The sequence below is a fragment of the Streptomyces sp. NPDC006259 genome (assembly GCF_042870975.1).
In the GTDB taxonomy this organism is placed as follows: Bacteria; Actinomycetota; Actinomycetes; order Streptomycetales; family Streptomycetaceae; genus Streptomyces.
Genome location: NZ_JBIAHY010000004.1, coordinates 769,833 through 791,869, shown reverse-complemented (window position 1 = coordinate 791,869; position 22,037 = coordinate 769,833). Strand labels below are relative to the sequence as shown.

The 22,037-nt window shown below is 73.2% G+C and carries 18 protein-coding genes; 12 read left to right on the top strand and 6 right to left on the bottom strand.

Annotated elements, in window-relative coordinates:
- Positions 1–301 precede the first annotated feature (301 nt).
- Both ACFYO5_RS20165 and ACFYO5_RS20160 read right to left on the bottom strand, forming a co-directional pair.
- A complete protein-coding gene (locus ACFYO5_RS20165) occupies positions 302–2,059 on the bottom strand; it encodes a beta-galactosidase (RefSeq protein ID WP_388710236.1) in 1,758 nt (585 codons plus the stop codon).
- A gap of 338 nt (positions 2,060–2,397) precedes the next feature.
- Positions 2,398–3,564, bottom strand: a complete 1,167-nt coding sequence (locus ACFYO5_RS20160; RefSeq protein WP_388710234.1) for an MFS transporter — start codon at positions 3,562–3,564, stop codon at positions 2,398–2,400.
- Positions 3,565–4,214: 650 nt separating this feature from the next.
- Here ACFYO5_RS20160 and ACFYO5_RS20155 point away from each other — a divergent pair.
- Complete coding sequence (locus ACFYO5_RS20155; RefSeq protein WP_388710232.1) at positions 4,215–4,460, top strand: hypothetical protein; 246 nt, start codon at positions 4,215–4,217, stop codon at positions 4,458–4,460.
- A gap of 210 nt (positions 4,461–4,670) precedes the next feature.
- Here the strand turns inward: ACFYO5_RS20155 and ACFYO5_RS20150 are convergent, their stop codons facing one another.
- Entirely contained in the window at positions 4,671–5,750 is a 1,080-nt protein-coding gene (locus ACFYO5_RS20150; protein WP_388710230.1) for a Ku protein, read from the bottom strand.
- A gap of 67 nt (positions 5,751–5,817) precedes the next feature.
- Between ACFYO5_RS20150 and ligD the strand changes: the two genes are divergently transcribed.
- The gene (ligD, locus tag ACFYO5_RS20145) at positions 5,818–6,702 is read left to right on the top strand and encodes a non-homologous end-joining DNA ligase (protein ID WP_388710228.1); all 885 of its coding nucleotides are present in this window, start codon (positions 5,818–5,820) and stop codon (positions 6,700–6,702) included.
- 120 nt (positions 6,703–6,822) lie between these two features.
- Here ligD and ACFYO5_RS20140 read toward each other — a convergent pair whose 3' ends face one another.
- The gene (locus ACFYO5_RS20140) at positions 6,823–7,629 is read right to left on the bottom strand and encodes a nuclease-related domain-containing protein (protein WP_388710226.1); all 807 of its coding nucleotides are present in this window, start codon (positions 7,627–7,629) and stop codon (positions 6,823–6,825) included.
- Positions 7,630–7,737: 108 nt separating this feature from the next.
- Here ACFYO5_RS20140 and ACFYO5_RS20135 point away from each other — a divergent pair, with 108 nt between their 5' ends.
- From ACFYO5_RS20135 to ACFYO5_RS20090, 10 genes are all read left to right on the top strand, one after another.
- A complete protein-coding gene (locus tag ACFYO5_RS20135) occupies positions 7,738–8,244 on the top strand; it encodes a protein phosphatase (protein ID WP_388710224.1) in 507 nt (168 codons plus the stop codon).
- Positions 8,245–8,530: 286 nt separating this feature from the next.
- Positions 8,531–9,328, top strand: a complete 798-nt coding sequence (locus tag ACFYO5_RS20130) for a hypothetical protein (protein ID WP_388710222.1) — start codon at positions 8,531–8,533, stop codon at positions 9,326–9,328.
- A complete protein-coding gene (locus ACFYO5_RS20125; protein WP_388710220.1) occupies positions 9,325–10,674 on the top strand; it encodes an ATP-binding protein in 1,350 nt (449 codons plus the stop codon). The genes ACFYO5_RS20130 and ACFYO5_RS20125 overlap by 4 nt, the downstream gene beginning before the upstream one ends.
- Positions 10,675–11,086: 412 nt before the next feature.
- Positions 11,087–12,454, top strand: a complete 1,368-nt coding sequence (locus tag ACFYO5_RS20120) for an FtsW/RodA/SpoVE family cell cycle protein (RefSeq protein WP_356567684.1) — start codon at positions 11,087–11,089, stop codon at positions 12,452–12,454.
- Positions 12,455–12,899: 445 nt separating this feature from the next.
- Entirely contained in the window at positions 12,900–14,357 is a 1,458-nt protein-coding gene (locus ACFYO5_RS20115) for a peptidoglycan D,D-transpeptidase FtsI family protein (RefSeq protein ID WP_388710447.1), read from the top strand.
- 45 nt (positions 14,358–14,402) lie between these two features.
- Positions 14,403–14,921 carry a DUF3291 domain-containing protein gene (locus ACFYO5_RS20110; RefSeq protein WP_388710218.1) on the top strand — a complete coding sequence of 173 codons (519 nt, stop codon included), beginning with the start codon at positions 14,403–14,405 and terminating at the stop codon, positions 14,919–14,921.
- Positions 14,922–15,493: 572 nt separating this feature from the next.
- Positions 15,494–16,432, top strand: a complete 939-nt coding sequence (locus tag ACFYO5_RS20105; RefSeq protein ID WP_356567687.1) for a diiron oxygenase — start codon at positions 15,494–15,496, stop codon at positions 16,430–16,432.
- A gap of 35 nt (positions 16,433–16,467) precedes the next feature.
- Complete coding sequence (locus tag ACFYO5_RS20100; RefSeq protein ID WP_388710216.1) at positions 16,468–17,118, top strand: TetR/AcrR family transcriptional regulator; 651 nt, start codon at positions 16,468–16,470, stop codon at positions 17,116–17,118.
- 14 nt (positions 17,119–17,132) lie between these two features.
- Complete coding sequence (locus tag ACFYO5_RS20095; RefSeq protein WP_388710214.1) at positions 17,133–17,417, top strand: hypothetical protein; 285 nt, start codon at positions 17,133–17,135, stop codon at positions 17,415–17,417.
- Positions 17,418–18,039: 622 nt separating this feature from the next.
- A complete protein-coding gene (locus tag ACFYO5_RS20090; protein WP_388710212.1) occupies positions 18,040–19,182 on the top strand; it encodes an NlpC/P60 family protein in 1,143 nt (380 codons plus the stop codon).
- 25 nt (positions 19,183–19,207) lie between these two features.
- Here the strand turns inward: ACFYO5_RS20090 and ACFYO5_RS20085 are convergent, their stop codons facing one another.
- Together ACFYO5_RS20085 and ACFYO5_RS20080 are read right to left on the bottom strand one after the other, a co-directional pair.
- Entirely contained in the window at positions 19,208–20,677 is a 1,470-nt protein-coding gene (locus ACFYO5_RS20085; protein ID WP_388710210.1) for a hypothetical protein, read from the bottom strand.
- A gap of 101 nt (positions 20,678–20,778) precedes the next feature.
- Positions 20,779–22,032, bottom strand: a complete 1,254-nt coding sequence (locus tag ACFYO5_RS20080; protein WP_388710208.1) for a styrene monooxygenase/indole monooxygenase family protein — start codon at positions 22,030–22,032, stop codon at positions 20,779–20,781.
- Positions 22,033–22,037 lie beyond the last annotated feature (5 nt).

Genomic DNA, 22,037 nt, shown 5'->3' with positions numbered 1-22,037 from the left:
GGCGTGTCTTCCGGCCTGTCTTTCGGCCTGTCTTCCGGCCGGGTCCTTCGGCCGGGTGGTGGTCCCGGTCCGGGGGCCCGGCCGTGGGTGGGGGTTACGCCGTGGTGCATCCGGTTCCGCTCCCGCCGGGTCCACAGGATAGGCCGGTCGGCGGTGACGGGCGGTCGTACAGGGCTGCCGTACAGCGCTGCCGTACTGCGCTGTCCTACAGGGCTGCCGTACTGCGCTGTCGTACAGGGCTGTGGTGGGCGCCTTCGACGGATGCCAGTGGTACGGGTGGGATGGGTGCGGGCTCGGTGCTTCAGTGGCCCGCGGGGCCGAGGTCCGGTGTGTCGGTGAGGTGGGCTCGGGTGTGGGTGGTGGCCTGGAGTTCCAGGAGGACCAGGTCGTTGGTGCCGGGGCGCAGGACGGGGGCCGGGACGTACAAAGTGCGTTGGGGGCCCCGGTTCCAGTAGCGGCCGAGGTTGAAGCCGTTGATCCAGGCCTGGCCCTTGGTCCAGCCGGGCAGCGACAGGAACGTGTCCGCCGGGGTCCGCACCTCGAACGTGCCGTGGTGGAAGGCCGGTTCCGCGCAGGCGTGGGCGGCGGCCGGCGCGAAGGGCAGCGAGGGTGGAACGTCCAGGGGCAGGGGGTGGCAGTCCCAGCCGTGCAGGGGCGTGCCGTCGAAGGTGACCGGTCCCAGGAGGCCCTTGGGGGTGCCGATGCGGGGGCCGTAGTTGACCCGACCCATGTTCTCGACGAGGACACCCAGTTCCGCTCCGGCTCGCGGCACGTGGACCGGCAGCGTCTCCTCCTGTCGCTCGCGTTCGAGTACGCCGACGGGGGCGCCGTCCACGAACACCTGGGCGCGGTCGCCCACTCCGCCGGGGAAGTGGAGGAGGCCGGTTCCCTTGGTGGGGAGCGGGGTGCGGTACAGGACGTATCCGGAGCGCTGGCCGAGGGCGCCGGCGGAGAGCGGGTCCGTGGGAGCGGGGACGGCCTTCGCGGTGGTCGCCGGGAAGAAGGGCCTGCGGTGCGTCAACTCGACCGTCGTCGGAGGGAGTTTGCGTGACGGTGACGGGATCGGCTCGTCCGGGACCGGGGCGTGGCGGGCGATGACCTCACGGAAGGCGTGGTACTTGGGGCCGGGGTCACCGTGCTCGGTGAGGGGGGCGTCGTAGTCGTAGGACGTGACGGTGGGGGCGTAGGTGTGGTGGTGGTTGGCCCCGTTGGTGAAGCCGAAGTTGGTGCCGCCGTGGAACATGTAGATGTTGACGGAGGCGCCCGCGGAGAGCAGGCGGTCCAGGTCCGCGGCCGCGTCGGCGGCGTCCCGGCCGTGGTGCGGGCCGCCCCAGTGGTCGAACCATCCGATCCAGAACTCCGCGCACATCAGGGGGCCTTGGGGCTGGTGCTCCCGCAGCCGTTCCAGCGAGCGGTCGATGCGTCCGCCGAAGGTGCCGGTCGCCAGGACGCCGGGGAGGCTGCCCTTGGCGAGGTGCTCCGGGTCGGCCTGGTCGCAGGTGAAGAGGAGTTCCTCGACGCCGCGGGTGCGCAGGGCGTCCTCCAGGTGCTTGAGGTACGCCGTGTCGTCGCCGTAGGCGCCGTACTCGTTCTCCACCTGTACGGCGATGACCGGGCCGTCGGACGCGGCCATGTGCGGCAGGAGTGGGGGGAGGAGGAGGTCGAGGTAGCGGTCCACGGCGTCCGTGAAGCGGGGGTCGCTGCTGCGCAGGCGGATGTCGGGGTCCGCGGTGAGCCAGTGGGGCAGGCCGCCGCCGTCCCACTCCGCGCAGATGTAGGGGCCGGGGCGTAGCAGGACGTGCAGGCCCTCGGCGGCGGCCAGGCGCAGGAAGCGGGGGAGGTCGAGGAGGCCGTCGAGGACGAGGGTGCCCGGTTCGGGCTGGTGGAGGTTCCAGGGGAGGTACGTCTCCACCGTGTTCAGCCCCATCAGGCGGGCCTTGCGCAGGCGGTCGGGCCAGTGGTCCGGGTGGACTCGGAAGTAGTGGAGGGCGCCGGAGATGATCCTCAGGGGGGCGCCGTCGAGAAGGAAGCCGTCGGGGGTGGTGGTCAGGGCGGACATGGGGGTCCCTTCGGGGGGATGGGGGTGGGGGTGCGGTTCGTTCGGTGGGTCTGGCGGGTCTGGCGGGTCTGGAGTGCGTGCGGTGCAAGGCGGGTGATCGTGGGGGCGGGTTGAAGCGCGGGTGATCGTGAAGGCGGGGCGGGGTAGGGCTGAGGCGGGTTCAGGTGCGGTGGGTTGTGGTGGCCTGTCGGGCGCCTGCGAGGCGGGGGCGGCGGGGCAGGGGCGGGTTCAGGTGCGATGAGTTGTGGCGGCCCGTCGGGCGCCTGCGAGCCGTGCGGGGCGGGGCGGGGGAGGTGCGGTGCGGCCGGCCCGTCGCAGGCGGGGGCGATCGAGGGGCGTCATGGGCGGACGCTCTCGCTGCGGGTCGCGCGGGTGAGCCAGAGGGTGGCCGCCAGGCAGGCCGCGGAGACGGCGGCCAGGAGGAGGGGTACGGCTCTGATGCCGGACCACTCGATGACCTTGCCGAGAGAGGGGCCGGCCGCGACTCCGCCGACCATCGAGGCGGCGATGACGAGGGCGCCCGCGCGGCCGGCGCCGGGGGCGGCCCGGTGCAGCCAGGGCAGGCCGGTGGGGAAGATCGGCGCGATGAACAGGCCCACGCCGGCGTAGGCGTACGGCGCCAGGGGCGGTACGGCGGCCAGGAGCAGGCATGCGGTCATACCGGCGCAGGACACGGTGATGATGGCCGGGGCCGAGAAGCGCAGGGCGAGCGGGGCGACCAGGAAGCGGCCGATCGTCATCATCAGCCAGTAGACGGAAGTGGCGGTCGCGGCGACGCCCGCGCCGTAGCCGACGGTCTCCAGGTGGGTGGGTTCCCAGCCGCCTACGCCGGCCTCGATGCCGACGTGCAGAACGTAGAGAGCGACGAAGACGGTCAGGACGGAGACCAGGCTGCGGGCGAGGGGGGTCGGGCCGGTCGTGGCGCCGGTGGTCGCGTCGGTGAGCTGCGGTGCCTTGTCGCGGACGCCCCTCAGGCAGAGGACGAGGGGGAGGTTGACGAGGGCGAAGGCCAGGAAGATCGAGGGGTAGTCGTCGGCGCCGGCCGCGCCGATCAAGGCCGGGCCGAGGATCGCGCCGATGCCGAAGTGGGCGTTGAGGATGTTGAGCATCGCAGCGGACCGGTGGCCGAAGCCCACGGCGAAGAGTTGGTTCAGGCCGTAGTCGACGCCACCGAATCCGAGGCCCGCCAGAAGGGCGGCGGCGAGGGCCGTCGGCCAGTTCGGCGCCAGCGCGAAGCCTGCGGCGCCGGCGGCCATGAGGAGGTACGAGGCGGCGAGGATCCGTCTGTTGCCGATCCGGCCGTAGAGCCGGTCGAAGAGGAGGACTCCCGCCACTCCGCCTACGAAGTGGGCGCTGAGTGCCAGTCCGGCGGTGGAGGGCGACAGCCCGAAGTCCTCGCGGAGGGCCGGGATCGCGGGGCCGTAGAGGGCCTGCAGAGCGCCGATCAGGACGAAGCCGACGCAGGAGGCGACTGTGGCCGCGGGCGTGAAGACGGGCTCGGGCACCTGAGAGGCCCGTGGTAAGTGCCGCACCGTGGACTGATCGGTCACGCGGACTCCTGAAGGCGGTTGCTGACTGGTGTGGCTCCGACGGATGGCGATGTTACCGGTAACAAGTCTAGGTCGGTCAAGGTCCTCGAGCGCCGGTCGAGGTGTTCCGGGGGCCGGCGAAGGGTGCGGAATCGGCCGACATGGCCCTCTCGCGTCACGCCGACCGCACGCCGTGAACGTTCCTGCCGGTCATCGTCCGCACGCCGTGATCACTCATGGCGGTGGACCCGGCGATATCGGCGAACCCCGGTGCGCGACCGCCTGTTGGTCAGGTGCTACCAGCAACTCGAGGAGTCCACCTTGCTCGTCAGCTGTGCGACGCGCCTTACGGCCGCTCTCGCGACCGTCGCCCCCGTCCCGTTAACCACTTCCCCGCAGGCACGCGCCGGAGTGGCCGGCTCCGCGCCGGTCCAGACCTTGAAGTACGGCGTGGTCGGCAGGAACCACCTCACACGCGGCAGGACGCACAGCGAGTGCAAGATCGATCCGATGCGCAACAACTCTCCGCAGAAACTGCCCCGATACGGCAAAGCGTGTGCCCGGCTCTTCGTCACCGGGATTCAGCGCGCCAGCCAGTGTCACCACATCACGAAGTGAGTCCCGGCATGGTCGAGCAGCAGCATGAGCAAGGGGCGGGGCCTGGTGCCTCCCGTGCGGCGCGGCGGAGGCGGAGCGGGATCATCGCGTTCCTCTGCGGGGTCGTGGCGGCACTCGCCTTCTTCGCCTTCTTCCCCGGGCTGCCGCATGTCATCGACGCGGGCGCCGTCGTCGTCTCCCTGGTCGTCGGGGTGCTGGCACGGTGGGGCTGCCTGGCCTGGACGGAACGGCGAACGGGGAGGGGCGGCGGGTGAGGGACGGCGGGTGAGGGGTGACGGCTGGGACGGGCAGGCTCGCGACACTCGGGCCTTGCCGCCCGGCCGGCCTGGTCAGGTGCGGTTCTGTCCGGTCCTGACCGGTCCAGCGCCGGCCTCGGTCGTCACCTCGGGTACGGATTGGTCCCGCCCCTGTCCCGTCCCGCCCCCCGCCCCGTCCCGCCTCCGCTCTCCTCCCCTCCCCTCCCCTCACGCCGACCGTTTCCGGGCCGTCGTCTTCTTCGCGGCCGTCTTCTTCGCCGTGCTCTTCGACGACGACGATGACGATGACGATGACGACGACGCCGTCTTCTTCGTCGCGCTCTTGTTCGCCGATGCCGCCTTCTTCGTCGGCTGGGTGGCCTTCGTCGCCTTCTTCGCGGACGCCGCCGTCTTCTTCGCCGTCGACGTGGACTTCTTGCCGCCGGTCTGCTTGGGGGCCGTGCGGGCCGTTTGGCGTTCGGTGAGGTGTCTGACCTCGGCCTTCTCCTGCCGGGGCGGCTCGCCTCGGGACTCCTTCGCGGCGCGGACGCTGTTCTCCAGGGCCGCCATCAGGTCCAGGACCTTGCCGCTGGGGGCGGCGCTGGGAGCCTCGCGGGGTGTCTCACCGGCCGCCTTGGCGGCGACGACCTCCTCGACGGCTTCGCGGTACTCGTCGTGGAGATCCTCCAGGTCGACCTCGCCGAGCGTGTCCATCAGGGCGTCCGCGAGGTCGAGTTCCTTGTCGCGGACCGTGACGTCGGCGTCGGGGGCCAAGCCCTCGGGTGCTCGGACCTCGTCGGGCCAGAGCAGGCCGTGCATGGCGATCGCCTCGCCGACCACGCGGAGCATGCCGAGGCGTTCACGGCCGCGCAGCGCGTACTTGGTGATGGCGACCTTGTTGCTGCGCTTCAGCGCCTCCCGGAGCAGCGTGTACGGCTTGGCCGCGGGGGCGCCGCCCGCCTGGAGGTAGTACGCGGCGTCCATCTGGAGGGGGTCGATCCGGTCGGCCGGCACGAAGGCCACGATCTCGATCGTCTTCGCCGTGGGGAGCGGCAGGTGGGACAGGTCCTCCTCGGTGATCGGGATGATCGTGCCGTCGGCGTCCTCGTACCCCTTGCCGATCTCCGACGGGCTCACCTCCCGGTCCTCCAGCTCGCAGACCTTGCGGTAGCGGATGCGGCCGCCGTCCTCGGTGTGGATCTGGCGGAACGAGATCGAGTGGTTCTCGGTGGCGTTCACGAGCTTGATCGGGATGCTGACGAGGCCGAACGAGATGGCGCCGTTCCAGATGGATCGCACGTGCAGCACCCTCCTGACTCTGCCGACGAGACTCACATTGCGGACATATACGTACTAACCATGTGATTCTCATCGTATGACGCCCATCACAGAGGTGGAGGGGCGACGGCTCGCGCTCAGCAATCTGGAGAAGGTGCTGTATCCGGCCACCGGCTTCACGAAAGGCGAGGTGCTGCACTACTACGCCACCGTCGCCGGGGCCCTGCTGCCGCACCTGCGTGACCGGCCGCTGTCCTTCCTGCGCTACCCGGACGGACCCGGCGGACAGCTCTTCTTCGCCAAGAACGTGCCGCCGGGCACCCCCGACTGGGTCGCCACCGCCGAGGTGCCGCGTGCGGAGGGGCCGGCCCGGATGGTGCTGGTGCAGGACCTGCCCAGCCTGATGTGGGCAGCGAACCTCGTCACCGAGTTCCATACGCCCCAGTGGGTGATCCAGGACCCCGACCAGGCCGACCGGATCGTGTTCGACCTCGACCCCGGCGCGCCCGCGACCGTCGTCGAGTGCTGCGAGGTCGCGCTCTGGCTGCGGGAGCGGCTGATGGCGGACGGGATCGAGGCGTACGCCAAGACCTCCGGGTCGAAGGGGCTGCATCTGCTGGCGTCGGTGCGCGGATCGTCCTCCGAACGGGTCAGCGAGTACGCCAAGCGGCTGGCCATGGAGGCGGAGCGGACCATGCCGCGACTGGCCCTGCACCGGATGACCCGCAGCCTGCGGCCGGGCAAGGTGTTCGTCGACTGGAGCCAGAACGCCGCCCGCAAGACCACCGCCACCCCCTACACCCTGCGGGCCCGTACCGAACCCACCGTGTCCGCACCCGTCACCTGGGAGGAGGTGGAGGCGTGCGGCGCCCCGCGGGAGCTGGTGTTCGGGGCGGAGGCCGTCGCGGGGCGGGTGCGGGAGCGGGGCGATCTGCTCGCCGGGCTGTACGAGCCCGGCAACGCCGGGCGGCTTCCCGACTGAAGCGGCACGTCAGGCACGTCCGACACGTGTCGCGTCACGCGTACGGCACCCGTGACACCTACGGCAGGTGTGGCACCTACGCCACGTGTGCCCATACGGCCCGTCCGGCCGAAGGGCGGCTCAACCGCCGGAGGCCCACGTCCCCCGGTCACGGGCCAGGGCGTGCAGCGCCTCCACGTCCGCCGGTTTCAGTACGCCGCCCAGCCGGGCCAGCCCCGCCAGTTCCGTGTCCCGCAGGACCCGTACCTCGCGCGGGGCGGCCACCAGGCGCACGTCGGCCGGGCCGACCAGGGCGAGGACCGGGCGGACCTCGGCGGTCAGCGCGTGGGTGGCGCGGTCGGCGTCGGCACGGACGCGGCGCAGCAGCGGGCAGGGGTCGCGGCGGCCCAGGGTGACCGTCGGGTCGGCGACGAGGACCCGCTGCCTACGGGCGTACACGGCGTGCACGGCGAACAGCCCGGCCGGGCCGATCGCCAGGTGGTGGACGCGGTCGCCGCCGGGCAGCGGGACGGAGTGCAGGGTGTGCCAGCCGCTGCCGTCCAACCGGTCCAGGGCGTCGCCGACGGTCCGCTCGGCCTCCAGGGCGCGGCGGCGCGGGTCGGGGCGCAGCCGGTGGGCGGGGCCGGGGTCGCGGTCCAGGGCGACCAGCAGGGCCTCGCCGGGGCGGTTGGGGGCGAGGTCGTCGTCGGGGTGGAGGGCGAGACGGGCCAGTTCGGCGGGGGTCGGCACGGGGGGCGGTCCCACGGTGACGGAGCCGGTCAGGAAGGGTCCGAGTGCCTCCAGGACGTCCGCTCGGCGATCGTCGCTGAGGAGGTTGACCCGGCCGGCCTCCCTGTCGTACCAGGCGATGTTCCTGCCGTCCCGCAGGCAGACGTACAGCCGTTCCTGGCCGTGGCGCCGGGTCGGTACGACGCGCAGTCCGTTCATGCCCATCACCCCACGACCATGGGAACAGGCGGGCTGGGCGAGGGCAAGAAGGCGATTACCTTCCGAGCGAGTTGGGCATGCCCCAGGGACGCGGTTGGGGAGGCGCCGTTGCGGACCAGCAGGAAGCAATCCGACGTACCGGTTCCGGACAGTCCGTGGAACGAGATCGTGCCCGGCCTGTGGATGGGCGGGCACGAGTTCCGCGGACGGAGCGGACAGCGGGAGTTCGCGGTCGTGAGGGGCGAGTTCGATCTCGTCCAGACCTTGTTGAGGCTGCCCGGACACGGGCCCGACCGGGGCGTTCGGCACCATGTGTGGCCGATACCCGACGGGCCGCTGGACGGCACCCAGCTCGCCGGGGTGATACGGCTGGCCCAGGCGGCCGGTGAGGCCCTCGACGAGGGCCGTTCGGTGCTGGTCCGCTGCTGGCACGGATACAACCGCTCGGGCCTGGTCGTCGCCCACGCGCTGGTGCGCCGGGGCCACTCGCCCGACGAGGCGATCGGGCTGATACGGTCGCGGCGCTCGCCCTGGGCCCTGCACAACGAGCTGTTCGTCGAGTACCTGCGGGCGGGCCTGCCGACGGCCCGGCTGCTGGAGGAACTGGCCGAGTAATCGTTTCTCCCACCGCCTCACCGCCCCACCTCACCGCCCCACCTCCCCGCCTCCTCACCGCCTTCGTCGTCTCACCGCCCTCGTCGCCCTCGTACTGCCCCTGCCCCGCCGCTCCCGCCACCCTCGGGCGGCCCGCCCCGGCCGTCCACCGGCCTCGACCGGCCCGCGACCGGCTCAGGACCGGCCATCGACCGCCCCCTCGACCGACGCCGGACCAGTACGCAAAAAGGACTTCCCTACGAATAAGGTGTACGGGGCCGACCGTCACCGTGATCACTGGAGCCCCGTGCCGCACCCCCGCCCCGCCCGTACCGCCGCCCTGCTGGCGTCCGTCGCCCTGCTGGCGTCGGCGACCGCGGCCTGCGGCGACGCCGGCGGACTGAAGGGCGCGGGTGCGACGCCCACCGCGGTCAGCCCGGAGAAACTGTGGCCGGACCTGCCGGCGGCGTCGAGTCCGGCGTTCGACATCGACGAGGTCAACATCGAGGTCGTCAAGGGCGTCGACGTTCCCGGCGACGACATCCACCGGGTGGACCCGGTCGAGGTCGTACGCCGTGAGATCGCCGCGCACCCCGGCGACTACGACGGCTCCAAGGCGCCGTACCGCGAGACGTCCCGCCGGATGGCCGACTGCGACGAGAGCGGCGCCGAGCGGCGGCCCTGCCCGGTCCTGCGGCCGTACTACCGGGACCTGACCGGCGACGGGCGGGACGAGCTGGCGCTGGGTTTCCGGCAGCTGCCCGGCGAACTGACGGCCGTCCGCGTCTACACGGTGGCGAAGCACCGGCTGGTGCAGGTCATGGGGTGGGAGGACGCCGTCAGCGCGGTCGAACTCGCCGGCCGGTCGGTGATCATCCGCTCGCCCTCCGAGGTCGCCGGGTACGAGTACCGCCTCCAGTGGACCTGGGACCAGGACCAGAAGGCGATGCTCCTCACGCACGACGAGATGGTGCGGACCGAGGGGCGGGCCCACCCGCCCCGGCCCGCCTCCACCGCCTCGCGCACCTCGAACGCCTCCCCCGACCCCTCCACCGCCTCGCGCACCTCAAAGGCCTCCCCCGACCCCTCCGCGAGCGGCCGATGAGGCTCGCGCTCCCCCGGTGGTCCGGCACGCTGGCCGCGAAGGCCGCCGCGTTCATCACGGTGATGTGCTGCGCGCTCGCCGCGCTGCTCGGCGTCCTCGTGCACGTCTCGGTGACGCACCAGACCGTCGGCGAGGCCCGTGATCTGGCGCTGTCCCGGCTGGAGGACGCGACGACGGCGTTCGAGGCGGGGGACACGCTCGGCTTCGACGCGCGCGTGGACCCGCCGGGGCTGCCCGCGGCGCTGCGGGAGCTGGCGGTGGCCGGGGAGCGCGGCACGATGGTCGCCGAGCGCCGCGGGCGGCCGACGATGTGGGCGGCCGGGCCCGCCGACGGCGAGCGGGCCCTCGCCGTCGCCGTCGACTACGCGCAGAGCGCCCGCACGATCGAGGCCCTGGACAACGCGATCCTGGGATCGTCGGTGCTGGCTATCGGGGCGACCCTGCTGGTGGGGGCCTTCGCGGTGGCCCGGGTGACCCGGCGACTGCACGCCACCGCCCGGGTGGCCCGGCGGATCAGCGCGGGTGACCTGGACGCGCGCGTGGACGATCCGCGGACGAAGGATCCGACGCGCCCGCAGGACGAGGTGGCCGCGGTCGCCGTCGCGCTGGACTCGATGGCGTCCTCGCTCCAGGGCAAGCTGCTGAGCGAGCAGCGCTTCACCGCCGACGTGGCGCACGAGCTGCGCACCCCGCTGACCGGGCTGCACGCGGCGGCCGAGCTGCTGCCGCCGGGCCGGCCGACGGAGCTGGTGCGCGACCGGGTGGCGGCCCTGCGCACGCTCACCGAGGACCTGCTGGAGATCTCCCGCCTGGACACCGGCCGCGAGCGGCTGGAGCCGGACACCGAGGAACTGGGGACGGTGGCCCGCCGGGTGGTGCGGGCGGCGGCCGCCTCCTGGGGCGCCTCCCCCGGCGCGGCCGCCGAAACGGAGGTCGAGATCAGGGTCGTACGGGACGCGCGTGTCGAGACGGACCGGCGCCGGCTGGAGCGGGTCCTCGGCAATCTCGTCGCCAACGCCCGTCTGCACGGGCGGGCGCCGGTGGTGCTGACGGTGGACGGGCCGGTGGTGACCGTGCGGGACCACGGGGACGGTTTTCCCGAGTACCTGATGGCCCACGGGCCGCAGCGGTTCCGTACCGAGGGGGGCGCGAAGGGGCACGGCCTCGGGCTGACGATCGCGGCCGGTCAGGCGGAGGTGCTGGGCGCCCGGCTGACGTTCGCCAACGCGCCGGACGGCGGCGCCGTGGCGACACTGACGCTCCCTCGCACACCGCCCGCGGGGGTGGTTCCCCGCGACGGCGCCACGTCCCCCGGCGGCGACGGTCTCCCCGATGGCGCAGCGTGACGGGCGGCCGACCGCGACCCCTCCTAATGTGGCGGTAGGTCAGTTCCGCCCCCGTCTCGGAGGTACTCCATGCCCCTGGGCCCCGCCCGCACCCGGTTCGCCATAGCCGGTGCCGCCGGCACCCCCGATGCAGCGGCCGTCGGCGCCGGCGAAGGTGGTCGGGGCAGCACCGGCCGTCGGGCACCGCGCCCGTAGCGGGCGACGCCACCGCGAGCCGGGTGCCGCCGCGCAGTGCGCCGAACCGCGGCGGCCAGGCGGTCCGCACGGACGGTGCCCGGGCCCACGCGCGGCGCGCCACGTCCGCGGCCTCGGACCGTCGCCGCGCCCGCGGCCTCGGACCGTCGTCGCGCCGCTGCCGATACCGAAGATCCACCAAGGCTCACAAGGAGCCCCATTTGGGTAAGTTCCGGACATGATGCAAGCCGGAGCCGAAGTCATCGCCCCGACGACGGACGCGCCGGCCCCGGTGGCGCGCCTGCCCAGGCGCCGCGGCGTCGAACTCTCCCTCATCGTCCTCGCCGTCCTGCTGTCCGTGTTCGGCTACTGCGCCGTCGGGCTCGCCAGGAACGGCACCGTCCCGCCCGGCGCCGCCGGCTACGGCGCCGGGCTCGGCGTGCTCGCGCTGCTGGCACATCTGACGGTCCGGCTGCGCGCGCCGTACGCCGATCCGCTGCTGCTGCCGATCGGAGTGCTGCTCAACGGGATCGGGCTCGTGCTGATCTACCGGCTGGACCTGGAGACGCCCGGTGACCGGGCGGCGCCCACGCAACTGGTCTGGTCGACGCTCGGCGTGGCCCTGTTCGTCTTCGTGGTGGCCGCGCTGCGCGACCACCGGGTGCTCCAGCGGTACGCGTACGTGTGCGTGGTCGCCGCACTGGCCCTGCTGACGTTGCCGATCTTCTTCCCGGCGGTCAACGGCGCCCGGATCTGGATCAGGATCGCCGGATTCTCCATCCAGCCCGGCGAGTTCGCGAAGGTGCTGCTCGCGGTGTTCTTCGCGGCGTACCTGGCGGCCAACCGCACGGCGCTCGCCCACGCGGGCCGCCGGATCTGGTTCATGCAGCTGCCGACCGGCCGGGTCCTCGGACCGGTCGTCGCGATCTGGCTGCTGAGCGTCGGCGTCCTGGTCCTCGAACGCGACCTGGGCACCTCGCTGCTCTTCTTCGGCCTCTTCGTGGTGATGCTGTACGTGGCGACCGGCCGTGTCGGCTGGACCGCGGTCGGGCTGCTGCTGGCCTCGCTGGGCGCGGTCGCCGTCGGCCGGCTGGAGCCGCACGTCCACAGCCGCGTGCAGGACTGGCTGCACCCGTTCGCGTCGATCGACGCCGGTGAGGGTCCCAACCAGCTCGCGCAGTCCCTCTTCTCCTTCGCGGCCGGCGGCACCTTCGGCAGCGGTCTCGGGCGCGGTCACTCCGTCCTGATCGGCTTCGCGGTCAAGTCGGACTTCATCCTGGCGACGGCCGGCGAGGAACTGGGCCTGGCGGGGCTGGGCGCGCTGTTCCTGCTCTATGGGCTGCTGGTGGAGCGCGGTTACCGTGCCGGGCTGGCCCTGCGCGACCCCTTCGGCCGCCTGCTGGCGGTCGGCCTCGCCTCGATCTGGGCGCTCCAGGTGTTCGTGATCGCGGGCGGGGTGACCGGCCTGATCCCCCTGACCGGCATGGCGATGCCGTTCCTCGCGCAGGGCGGCTCATCGGTCGTCACCAACTGGGCGATCGTGGCGCTGCTCATCCGGATCAGCGATTCCGCCCGCCGCCAGTACGACGGGAAGGCCGCGCCGTGAAGGGAACCGAGGAGACGGCCGTGAGGCAGGAGGAGCACCGGCCCGGCGAAGCCTCTCACAACGACGAGGAGTCGCCGTGCGGCGAAGCGCCCTGGCCTGAACGGCGGTACCGGCAACCCGAGCCGCAACCCAAGCCGCGACCGCACCCCTGGCCCCAGCCCGGTCCAGCGTCCGGGTCCGGGTCCGGCGATGTGTTGCGGCGTGGACGGCCGCCCCGAAGCGGCGCAACGGCCCCGACCTCGCCTCCGTCTCCTTCCCTGCGCCCGCTCCTTCCCCCGCCCCCGCCCCCGCCGCCGCCGCACGAGCCAACCCGACCCCGCCGGACGTCACCGCGCGGCCGGCAGCCCTCGCCCGGCCGCCGAACGCCCGTGTGCGGCGAAGTGCCCGGCCCCCGGTGCACGGGCGCGCGGAGAAGCCGCGGCGCGAGATATGAGGTGACCCCATGATGTCCCGGCACATCCGGCACGCGGCCGTCTTCTGCGCTCTGCTCCTGGTGGCGCTGCTGGTCAACGCCGCCCGGGTCCAGGTCGTCCGGTCCGGCGCCTACGCCGACAATCCGGCCAACCGGCGTGCCGCCATCACCCGCTACGGCCAGCCCCGCGGGGACATCCTCGTCGAGGACGTGCCGGTCACCGGCTCCCGGGACACCAGGGAGCAGCTGCGCTACGAACGGACGTACCTCAACGGCCCGTTGTACGCGCCGGTGACGGGCTTCGCCTCGCAGGTGTACGGGACGACGCTCCTGGAGCACGCGCACGACGGTGTCCTCTCCGGCACGGATGCGCGGCTGTCGCCGTTGCCGCTGTGGAACGACGTCACCCGGTCCCTGCCCGCCGGCGGGAACGTGGTGACGACCCTGAATCCGCGGGCCCAGCGTGCGGCGTTCGAGGGGCTGGCGGGCCGCAAGGGCGCGGTGGCGGCGGTGGAGCCGTCGACGGGACGGATCCTGGCGCTGGTGTCGGCACCGTCGTACGACCCGGCCGCGCTGTCGGGGAACGGGCCGGGGGTCGAGCGGGAGTGGGCGCGGCTGAACTCCGATCCGGACCGGCCGATGCTGAACCGGGCGGTGCGGCAGACGTATCCGCCGGGGTCGACGTTCAAGGTGGTCACGGCGGCGGCGGCGCTGGACGCGGGCGTGATCCGGGATCTCGACGCGCCGACCCGCTCGCCGGCGCCGTACCGGCTGCCCGGCACGACGACGCTGCTGTCCAACGGGGGTGAGGGCTGCGAGGACGCTTCACTGCGGGACGCGTTCGTGTGGTCGTGCAACACGGTGTTCGCGAAGCTCGGCGTGGATGTGGGGCTCACCGACATGGTGCGCACGGCGGAGGGGTTCGGCTTCAACGCGGCGGACGTACGGATCCCGTTCAGCGTCGCGCAGAGCACCTTCGACACCTCGCTCGACCGGGCGCAGCTGGCCCTGTCCTCGATCGGGCAGTACAACACGCGTGCCACGCCGCTCCAGATGGCGATGGTGTCGGCGGCCGTCGCCAACGGCGGGCAGTCGCGGACGCCGTACCTGGTGGAGCGGACCACGCGGAGCGGCGGGGCGACCGTCGCCTCGGCCGGTTCGCGTGCGGCGCGGCAGGTGCTGCGGCCGTCGACCGCGCGGCGGCTGCGGGAGCTGATGACGGATGTGGTGCGCGAGGGGACCGGCAAGAACGCCGCGATCCGGGGCGCGACCGTCGGCGGCAAGACCGGCACCGCCCAGCACGGCATCGGCAACGCCGGGACGCCGTACGCCTGGTTCGTCTCCTGGGCGCAGGGCGACCGGGACATGGAGCCGAAGGTGGCGGTCGCGGTGGTGGTGGAGGATTCGGCGGCGAGGCGGCGGGACATCACCGGCGGCGGGCTGGCGGCGCCGATCGCGCGGTCGGTGATGGAGGCGGTGCTCAGCCCGTGAGACGGGGGGTTCCCGGACCGGTCAGGTGCGTCCTACCGTGCGCTCATGACTGACGCAGCCGCCGCATCGCCCGCCTTCGAACTCGCCCAGGTCAACCTCGCCCGCCTCAAGTTCCCTTTGGACTCACCGGAGTTGAAGGACTTCGTGGACGCCCTCGATCCGGTCAACGCGGACGCGGAGGCCGCGGACGGTTATGTGTGGCGCCTCCAGTCGGACGAGGGCAACGCCACCGACGTCCCGGTGTTCGGGGACGACTGGCTGATCGTCAACCTGACGGTGTGGCGGGACCCGAACGCCCTGACCGCGTACATGTACCAGGGCCGCCACCGCGAGATGCTCGCACGCCGGCGTGAATGGTTCGAGCGGGTCCAGGAGGCGATGACGGCCCTGTGGTGGGTGCCGGCGGGCCACCGCCCGACGGTCGCGGAGGCGGAGGCCCGGCTGCTGCACCTGCGCGCCCACGGCCCGACGCCGTACGCCTTCACCCTTCGGACCTCCTTCCCGGCGCAGGGAGCCGAGCCGGTCGCCTTCGAGCTGCCGGACGACCTGGGGTGCTCGGTCTAGAGCGCCACGGCGGCCCCGCCCCGAAGGAGCCCGGTGGCGCGGGGCGCGGGCGCCCAGCCCGGTGGCGCGGGGCGCGGGTGCCCGCGTTCGCTCTCGTCGCCCTCCGCGTCGCCGACGGGGGCGGGCAGGGGTACGGCGCCCGCGGGGATCGCGGCCGGCCCGTGCTCGACTCGACCTCTACGGTTTCGTCGGGCCGGCCCGTGCTCGACCGCGAGGGTCACGTCGGGCCGGCCGAGCGTCCGGATCCACGGAGGTCCCGCGGAGACGGCCGGTGGTCGCCGTCGCCGTACGGCTGGACGGAGGGCCGGCGGGGACACTCACCGTCTTCGTCCGGCCCGCCTTCGCGTGCGGCGCTCGTGGTCCCTCCCCCGTCGGAAGCCCGGCGGACGCGGTCGTCCGACCCGGCTGGGCCGACGATCGGCCACCGCGTCGCGTGGACGCGGGACAAACCGGTGGCGCACAGGGATTGACGAGCTTGCTGACAAGCAGTCTCATAAGAGTCACCGGACGAGTGAACCGCCGGTAACCCCGCACGACCCGTACACGCCCCCGTACGACGAGGTGGATCAGCCATGACGACCCTGACGGAAGCCGACGCGCTGGACGGCCTGCGCGACGCGCTCGGGCTGCTCAAGGACCGGGAGCAGGTGGCCGAGCGGCTGCTCGCCTCTTCCGCCAAGCACTCCTTCGACCCGGACCGGGAACTCGACTGGGACGCGCCCTTCGAGGAGGGCAAGTGGTTCTGGCCGCCGGAACTGGTGTCGCTGTACGACACGCCGCTGTGGAAGAAGATGGGCGAGGAGCAGCGGATCCTGCTGTCCCAGCACGAGGCCGCCGCGCTCGCCTCGCTCGGGATCTGGTTCGAGATCATCCTGATGCAGCTGCTGTGCCGGCACATCTACGACAAGGCGGCGACGAGCGCGCACGTGCGGTACGCGCTCACCGAGATCGAGGACGAGTGCCGGCACTCGAAGATGTTCGCCCGGCTGATCGCGCAGGGCGGCACCCCCTGGTATCCGGTGAGCCGCGCCCACCAGCACCTGGGCCGGCTGTTCAAGACGATCTCCACCACGCCCGGTTCCTTCACGGCCACGCTGCTCGGCGAGGAGGTCCTCGACTGGATGCAGCGGCTGACCTTCCCCGACGAGCGGGTCCAGACCCTGGTCCGGGGCGTCACCCGCATCCACGTGGTGGAGGAGGCCCGGCACGTGCGGTACGCCCGTGAGGAGCTGCGCCGGCAGATGGTGACCGCGCCGAGGTGGTCGCAGGAGTTCACGCGGGTGACCTCCGGCGAGTTCGCCCGGGTGTTCTCGGTGGCCTTCGTCAACCCCGACGTCTACACGAACGTCGGCCTGGACAGGCGGGAGGCGCTCGCCCAGGTGAAGGCCAGCGGCCACCGCCGCGAGGTCATGCAGACCGGCTCCAAGCGCCTGACGGACTTCCTCGACGACATCGGCGTGCTGCGCGGGGTGGGACGGCGCCTGTGGAAGTCCTCCGGCCTGCTGGCCTAGGCGCGCCGCGGGGGCGGGCGATTACGCTGCACGTCATGAGCCCCGCCGCCCCCGCCTACCGTCGCCTCGGCGTCGAGGAGCGCCGCCGCCAGCTGCTGGAGGCCGCCCTGTCGCTGTACGCGCGCCGCGTCCCCGAGGACGTCTCGCTGGACGACGTGGCCGAGGCCGCCGGGGTCTCCCGGCCCCTGGTGTACCGGTACTTCCCCGGCGGGAAGCAGCAGCTGTACGAGGCCGCGCTGCGCAGCGCCGCCGACGAACTCCGGCACTGCTTCGACGAGCCCCACGAGGGCCCCCTGCTCGCCCGGCTCGCCCGCGCCCTGGACCGCTACCTCACCTTCGTCGGCCGGCACGACGCCGGCTTCAGCGCCCTCCTTCAGGGCGGCAGCGTCGTCGAGACCTCCCGCACGACCGCCATAGTGGACGGCGTACGGCGGGCCGCGGCCGAGCACCTCTACAGCCACCTGGACGTGGCCGAACCCGGGCCGCGGCTGCGGATGACCGTGCGGATGTGGATCACGGCGGTCGAGGCGGCGTCGTTGATCTGGCTCGACGAGGAGAAGCAACCGCCCGCCGACGAGCTGCGGGACTGGCTGGTGGACCAGTTCGTCGCCGTCCTCGCGGTGACCGCGGCGCGGGACGCCCAGACCGCCGAGCTGGTCCGTGGTGCGCTCGCGGCGGAGACCTGATCGACACTGGTGGCGTGAAGAGCGAAGACACTCCTTTCGAGGGCGGCCCGATGGACGGCCGTGTCCTCCCCGTACTGCTGGGACCGACTGGGCACCCGCCGAAGACGTACCGCATCCCGGTCCCCGACGCGGCCGGCGGACCGCCGACCGTCCTGGTCTACCGGCGCGTCCCGCGCGGGCACGGCGGAAAGCTCGGTCTGCCACGCGGCTGGAAGTACGAGTACGACCCCGAGGGCAGGAAGGACAACCGGCTGAAGTGGCCGTGGTCGAAGCCGGACGCCACCCCGGACGGGTCGTAGCCGGACGAGGCGTGACCGCACAGGTCGGGACCGCACGGTCCGGGCCGCACGGTCTGGGCCGCACGGTCGGGACCGCACGGTCCGGGCCGCACGGGGCATGGCCGGACGGGCATGGCCGCACGCCCACCGGACGCGTCGAAGCCTCCCGGGGCCGTTGCCGGGGCTGGTCGTAGCCGGACGAGGCGTGACCGCACAGGTCGGGACCGCACGGTCCGGGCCGCACGGGGCATGGCCGGACGGGCATGGCCGCACGCCCACCGGACGCGTCGAAGCCTCCCGGGGCCGTTGCCGGGGCTGGTCGTAGCCGGACAAGGCGTGACCGCACAGGTCGGGACCGCACGGTCCGGGCCGCACGGGGCATGGCCGGACGAGGCGTGACCGCACAGGTCGGGACCGCACGGTCCGGGCCGCACGGGGCATGGCCGGACGCCACACCGCACGGGTCGAAGCCGCACGCCCACCGGACCCGTCGAAGCCGCACGCCACGCCGATGGGCAGGCGGGACGACGCCGACGGGTGACTCCGTTGGGCCGAACCGCGCACCCGGCGCGCGGAGTCCGCTCGCGCCCCTGATGCTCGCCGTGCGGGGCGGAGGGGCCGCCCCAGCGGCGGAGGTGATGGTGTGTCAGGAAGGCTGCTGGGCTTGCTGGGCATGGTCTGCACGACGGCGCTGGCCGCGCAGGCGCTGCTGATCCCGGGGGTCGCCGCGGCCCTACCGGAACCGCCGGGGCCCGGCGAGCGGTCGGTGGCCGAGCTGCTGACGGATCTTCAGAAGCTGTACCGGGAGGCCGAGCAGGCCACCGAGACCTACAACGCCACCGAGGAGCGGCTCAAGGAGCGACGGGCCGAGGCCGATCGCCTCACCGCGGCCCTGGCCAGAACCCGTCTGTCCCTCCAGGAGAGCCGGGGCGCGGCCGGCCGGCTGGCCCGTCAGCAGTACCAGACCAGCACCGACGTCTCCCCCTACGTACGGCTGTTGCTGGCCCGCGACCCTCAGCACGCCCTCGACCAGGGCCATGTGATCGACCGGTTGGCGCGGGAGCGCGTGGAGACGGTGGGCCGGCTGGAGGGGACCGAACGCCGGGCCGACAGCCTGGCCCGCCGTGCCCGCGCCGCCCTCGACGAGCAGCTCACCCTCACCGAGCGCCGGAAGAAGGAACGCGACGCGGTACGCCGCCGGCTGGCCGACGTGGAGGAACTCCTCGCCTCCCTCACCGCAGAGCAGCTCACCGCCCTGGCCCGCCTCGAACGCGACGGCGTCGCCGAGGCGCAGGCGAAGATCATGACCTCGGGGACGCTGAGCGACGACCGCAACCCGTCGGAGGAGGGCGACCGCGCGGTGCGCTACGCCGTGCGCCAGCTGGGCAAGCCGTACGAGTGGGGCGCGGAGGGCCCGAGGTCCTACGACTGCTCGGGCCTGACCTCCGAGGCCTGGCGGGCCGCCGGCTCCCCCATCCCCCGCACCAGCCAGGAGCAGTGGGCCCAACTCCCCCACATCCCGCTGGCCGAACTGCGCCCCGGCGACCTGGTCGTCTACTTCCCCGAGGCCACCCACGTGGCGATCTACCTGGGCGAGGGGAGGGTGGTCCAGGCGCCGCGGCCGGGGGCGGCGGTGAAGGTGTCCCCGATCGCGGCCAACCCGGTGCTGGGCGCCGTACGCCCGGATCCGCGGGAGCGGCCCCGGTCCTCGTACGAGCCGCCCGCCCTCCCGGAGACCGCGACGGACGGTTCGGACGCGGGCAACGACCGTCCGACCGCCCTCTAGGGGCGACGGCGAGGACCTTCCCGGCTCAGGAGGCCAGGAGGGCGGCGCAGTAGGTGTCCACGCCCATCAGGGGCAGCGGCGGGGCGGGCGGCCGGACGGCGCGGACGAGCCCCGGCACCTCGCGGGACCAGCGGCGCAGCGGGAGCCAGGCCGCGACGTAGGCCTGCTCGCGGTCGGTGCCGCGGCGGCCCTTGCCGCCGACGTCGTGGCGCAACCGCCGGGCGCGGCCACGGTGCTCGACCGCGTGCTGGCTGAAGGTGTTCGCCACGGCGCGCATGTCGGCCGGGGTGAACACCTCGGGCAGACCGGGGGCGTCGTGGTACAGGCAGAGGAAGTCGAGGTCGATGAGGGCGTGCGTGACGTCCTCGGGGACCGTGACCGGGCGGTAGGAGGGGCGGACGTCGGAACCGTCCGTCTTCGGGGAACCGGTCGCCTGCCACCCCTGGTACACGCGGCCGAAGCCGGGCCAGTACGGCCAGACCGCCACGCCGTCGGTGACGGCGAGGTCGCCGCGCAGGGCACGGGCCATGGCGGCGGCGCGCTCGTGCCAGCGGGCGTCACCGGTGACCACGGCAAGCTGGACGGCGGTGCGCCCCATCGCGAGGAACTCGTTGGTCGGCAGCTCGGCGCCCGCGAAGGACACCGGCTCGTCGGGCAGCCAGCGGTAGAAACCCCGCCCGTCCTCCGTCGTCCCCCACTGCTCGTCGTGGACGCGGAGCGCCCGGTCCACCGCGTCGAGGTAGCCGTCGACGCGGCGCCGCACCGACGCGGGCACGGCGTCCGGGCGTTCGCGGGCGAGCCGGGCCAGTCCCGCCATCGGGTAGGTGATCATGCCGGTCTGAGCGGCGAGCGAGACCATGGCGGGCCGCAGCGCGAAGGTGCCGGGACGGAGGCGGCGGGGTCCCGGTGCCGGCCGGTCGGAGGGGATGAGCCGGGCGGTGACCGCGGTGCGCTGCTCGTACGCGTCGTACAGGACCCGGTCCGCCCGGCGTTCGTCCAGCGGGTCGAGGGTCAGGCCCGGTAGGTCGACGTCCGCCCGCTGGGGGCCGGTCACGGTGACGCGGAAGTGCCGGTCGCCGTCCGCCTCGACGGTGATCGTGGCGGTCCTGGCGTGCGGCGGGCAGACCGTGATCTCCAGGGCCGGCCGGTCGTCCGTGTCGGACAGGACGGCGGAGGCGGCGGTGAACTTGTGGGCGCTGCTCCACACCGGCAGGCTGCGGCCGCGGAAGTCGCGCACGCCGCGCACGTCGTCGCGGGCCTGGAGAACCTGGTCGATCAGCTCCGCGAGCCGTTCGGAGTAGGCCGGTCGGCCGGTGCGCTCGGCCATCAGCAGATAGCCCTGCATCCGCCAGGAGGTGCCCCAGCCGATCACGCCGGTCTCGTTGTGGGGCAGCACCTCCGGGCCGTTCACTCCCACGAGATCGCGCTCCGTCTCGTGGAAGGAACGTATCCCGTGGCGGCGCAGGCTGGTTAACCGGTCTCTGAGATGAGGCATCGCGCGAGTATGCCACCGGCCCCAACTGCCGTGCCAGGTACGGCGGTACGGCACCCGCCAGGCCCCGGCGACCGACTCCAGGTACGGCGGTACGGCACCCGTCAGGCCCCGGCGACCGACTCCAGGTACGCCGCCGTCTTCTCCGGCTCGTAGAAGAAGTTCTCGAAGTCCGCCGGGTTGTCGAAGCCGTTGGCGAACCGGTCGGCGACGGGCGGCAGTTGGCCGGCGGCGCCGATGAGGCCGAGGATGTGCTCCGGCGGCGGGGCCAGCATCGCGTTCGTCCACTTGGTGACGTGCTGGGCCGTGTCCCAGTCGCGGTCGAACGTCGCCCGCATCCACGCCTCGTCGAACTCCTTCTCGCCGTGGGCGAGGATCGAGTCCAGGTAGGAGGCCGCGCACTTGGACGCGGAGTTGGAGCCCTGCCCGGTGATCGGGTCGTTGGCGACGACGACGTCGGCGACGCCCAGCACCAGGCCCCCGCCGGGCAGGCGGCCGACCGGGTTGCGGACGGTCGGGGCGTAACGCCCCGCGAGCGTACCGCCGGCGTCGGTCAGTTCGACCTTGGTGGCGCGCGCGTACTCCCAGGGGAGGAACTTCTCCATCAGTTCGAGGGTCAGGGCCAGGTGCTCCGACGGGTCCTTGACGCCGTTGAAGACGTCCAGCGGGCCGCCGGGTATGCCCTCCCAGAACAGGATGTCGGCGCGGCCCGAGGTGGTGAGCGTCGGCATGATGAACATCTCGCCGACGCCGGGCACCAGGTTGCAGCGGACGGCCTCCATGTCCGGGTGCTCCGGGCGCGGGCCGAGGCCGTGCACGTAGGCCACCGCCAGCGCGCGCTGCGGCTCGCTGTACGGGGAGCGGGAGGCGTCGCGGTCGAACATCCGCACCAGCTCGCCCTTGCCCGCGGAGACGAGGACGAGGTCGTAGGCGCGGGAGAAGTAGTCGAGGTCGGAGACCGCTGCCCCGTGGATCACCAGCTGGCCGCCGCGCTGCGCGAACGTCTCCATCCAGCCGGCCATCTTCACGCGCTGGTCGACGGACTGCGCGTGGCCGTCGAGCCGTCCCACCCAGTCGATGGCGCGCTGGGTCGGGCCGGGGTCGTGCGAGCCGGGGGCCGCCACCGAGACCCCGAGGCCCTCGATCCTCGGGGCCTGCTGCTCCCAGAAGTTCAGCTGGAGGTCGCGCTCGTGCTGAAGGGCCGTGTGGAACATGCACTGCGTCGACATCACCCGGCCGGCGCGGATCTCGTCCGCGGTCCGGTTGGACATCAGGGTGACCTCGTACCCGTGCGACTGGAGGCCGAGGGCGAGCTGGAGACCGGACTGGCCGGCTCCGACGACGAGTATCTTCCGCATGCGGG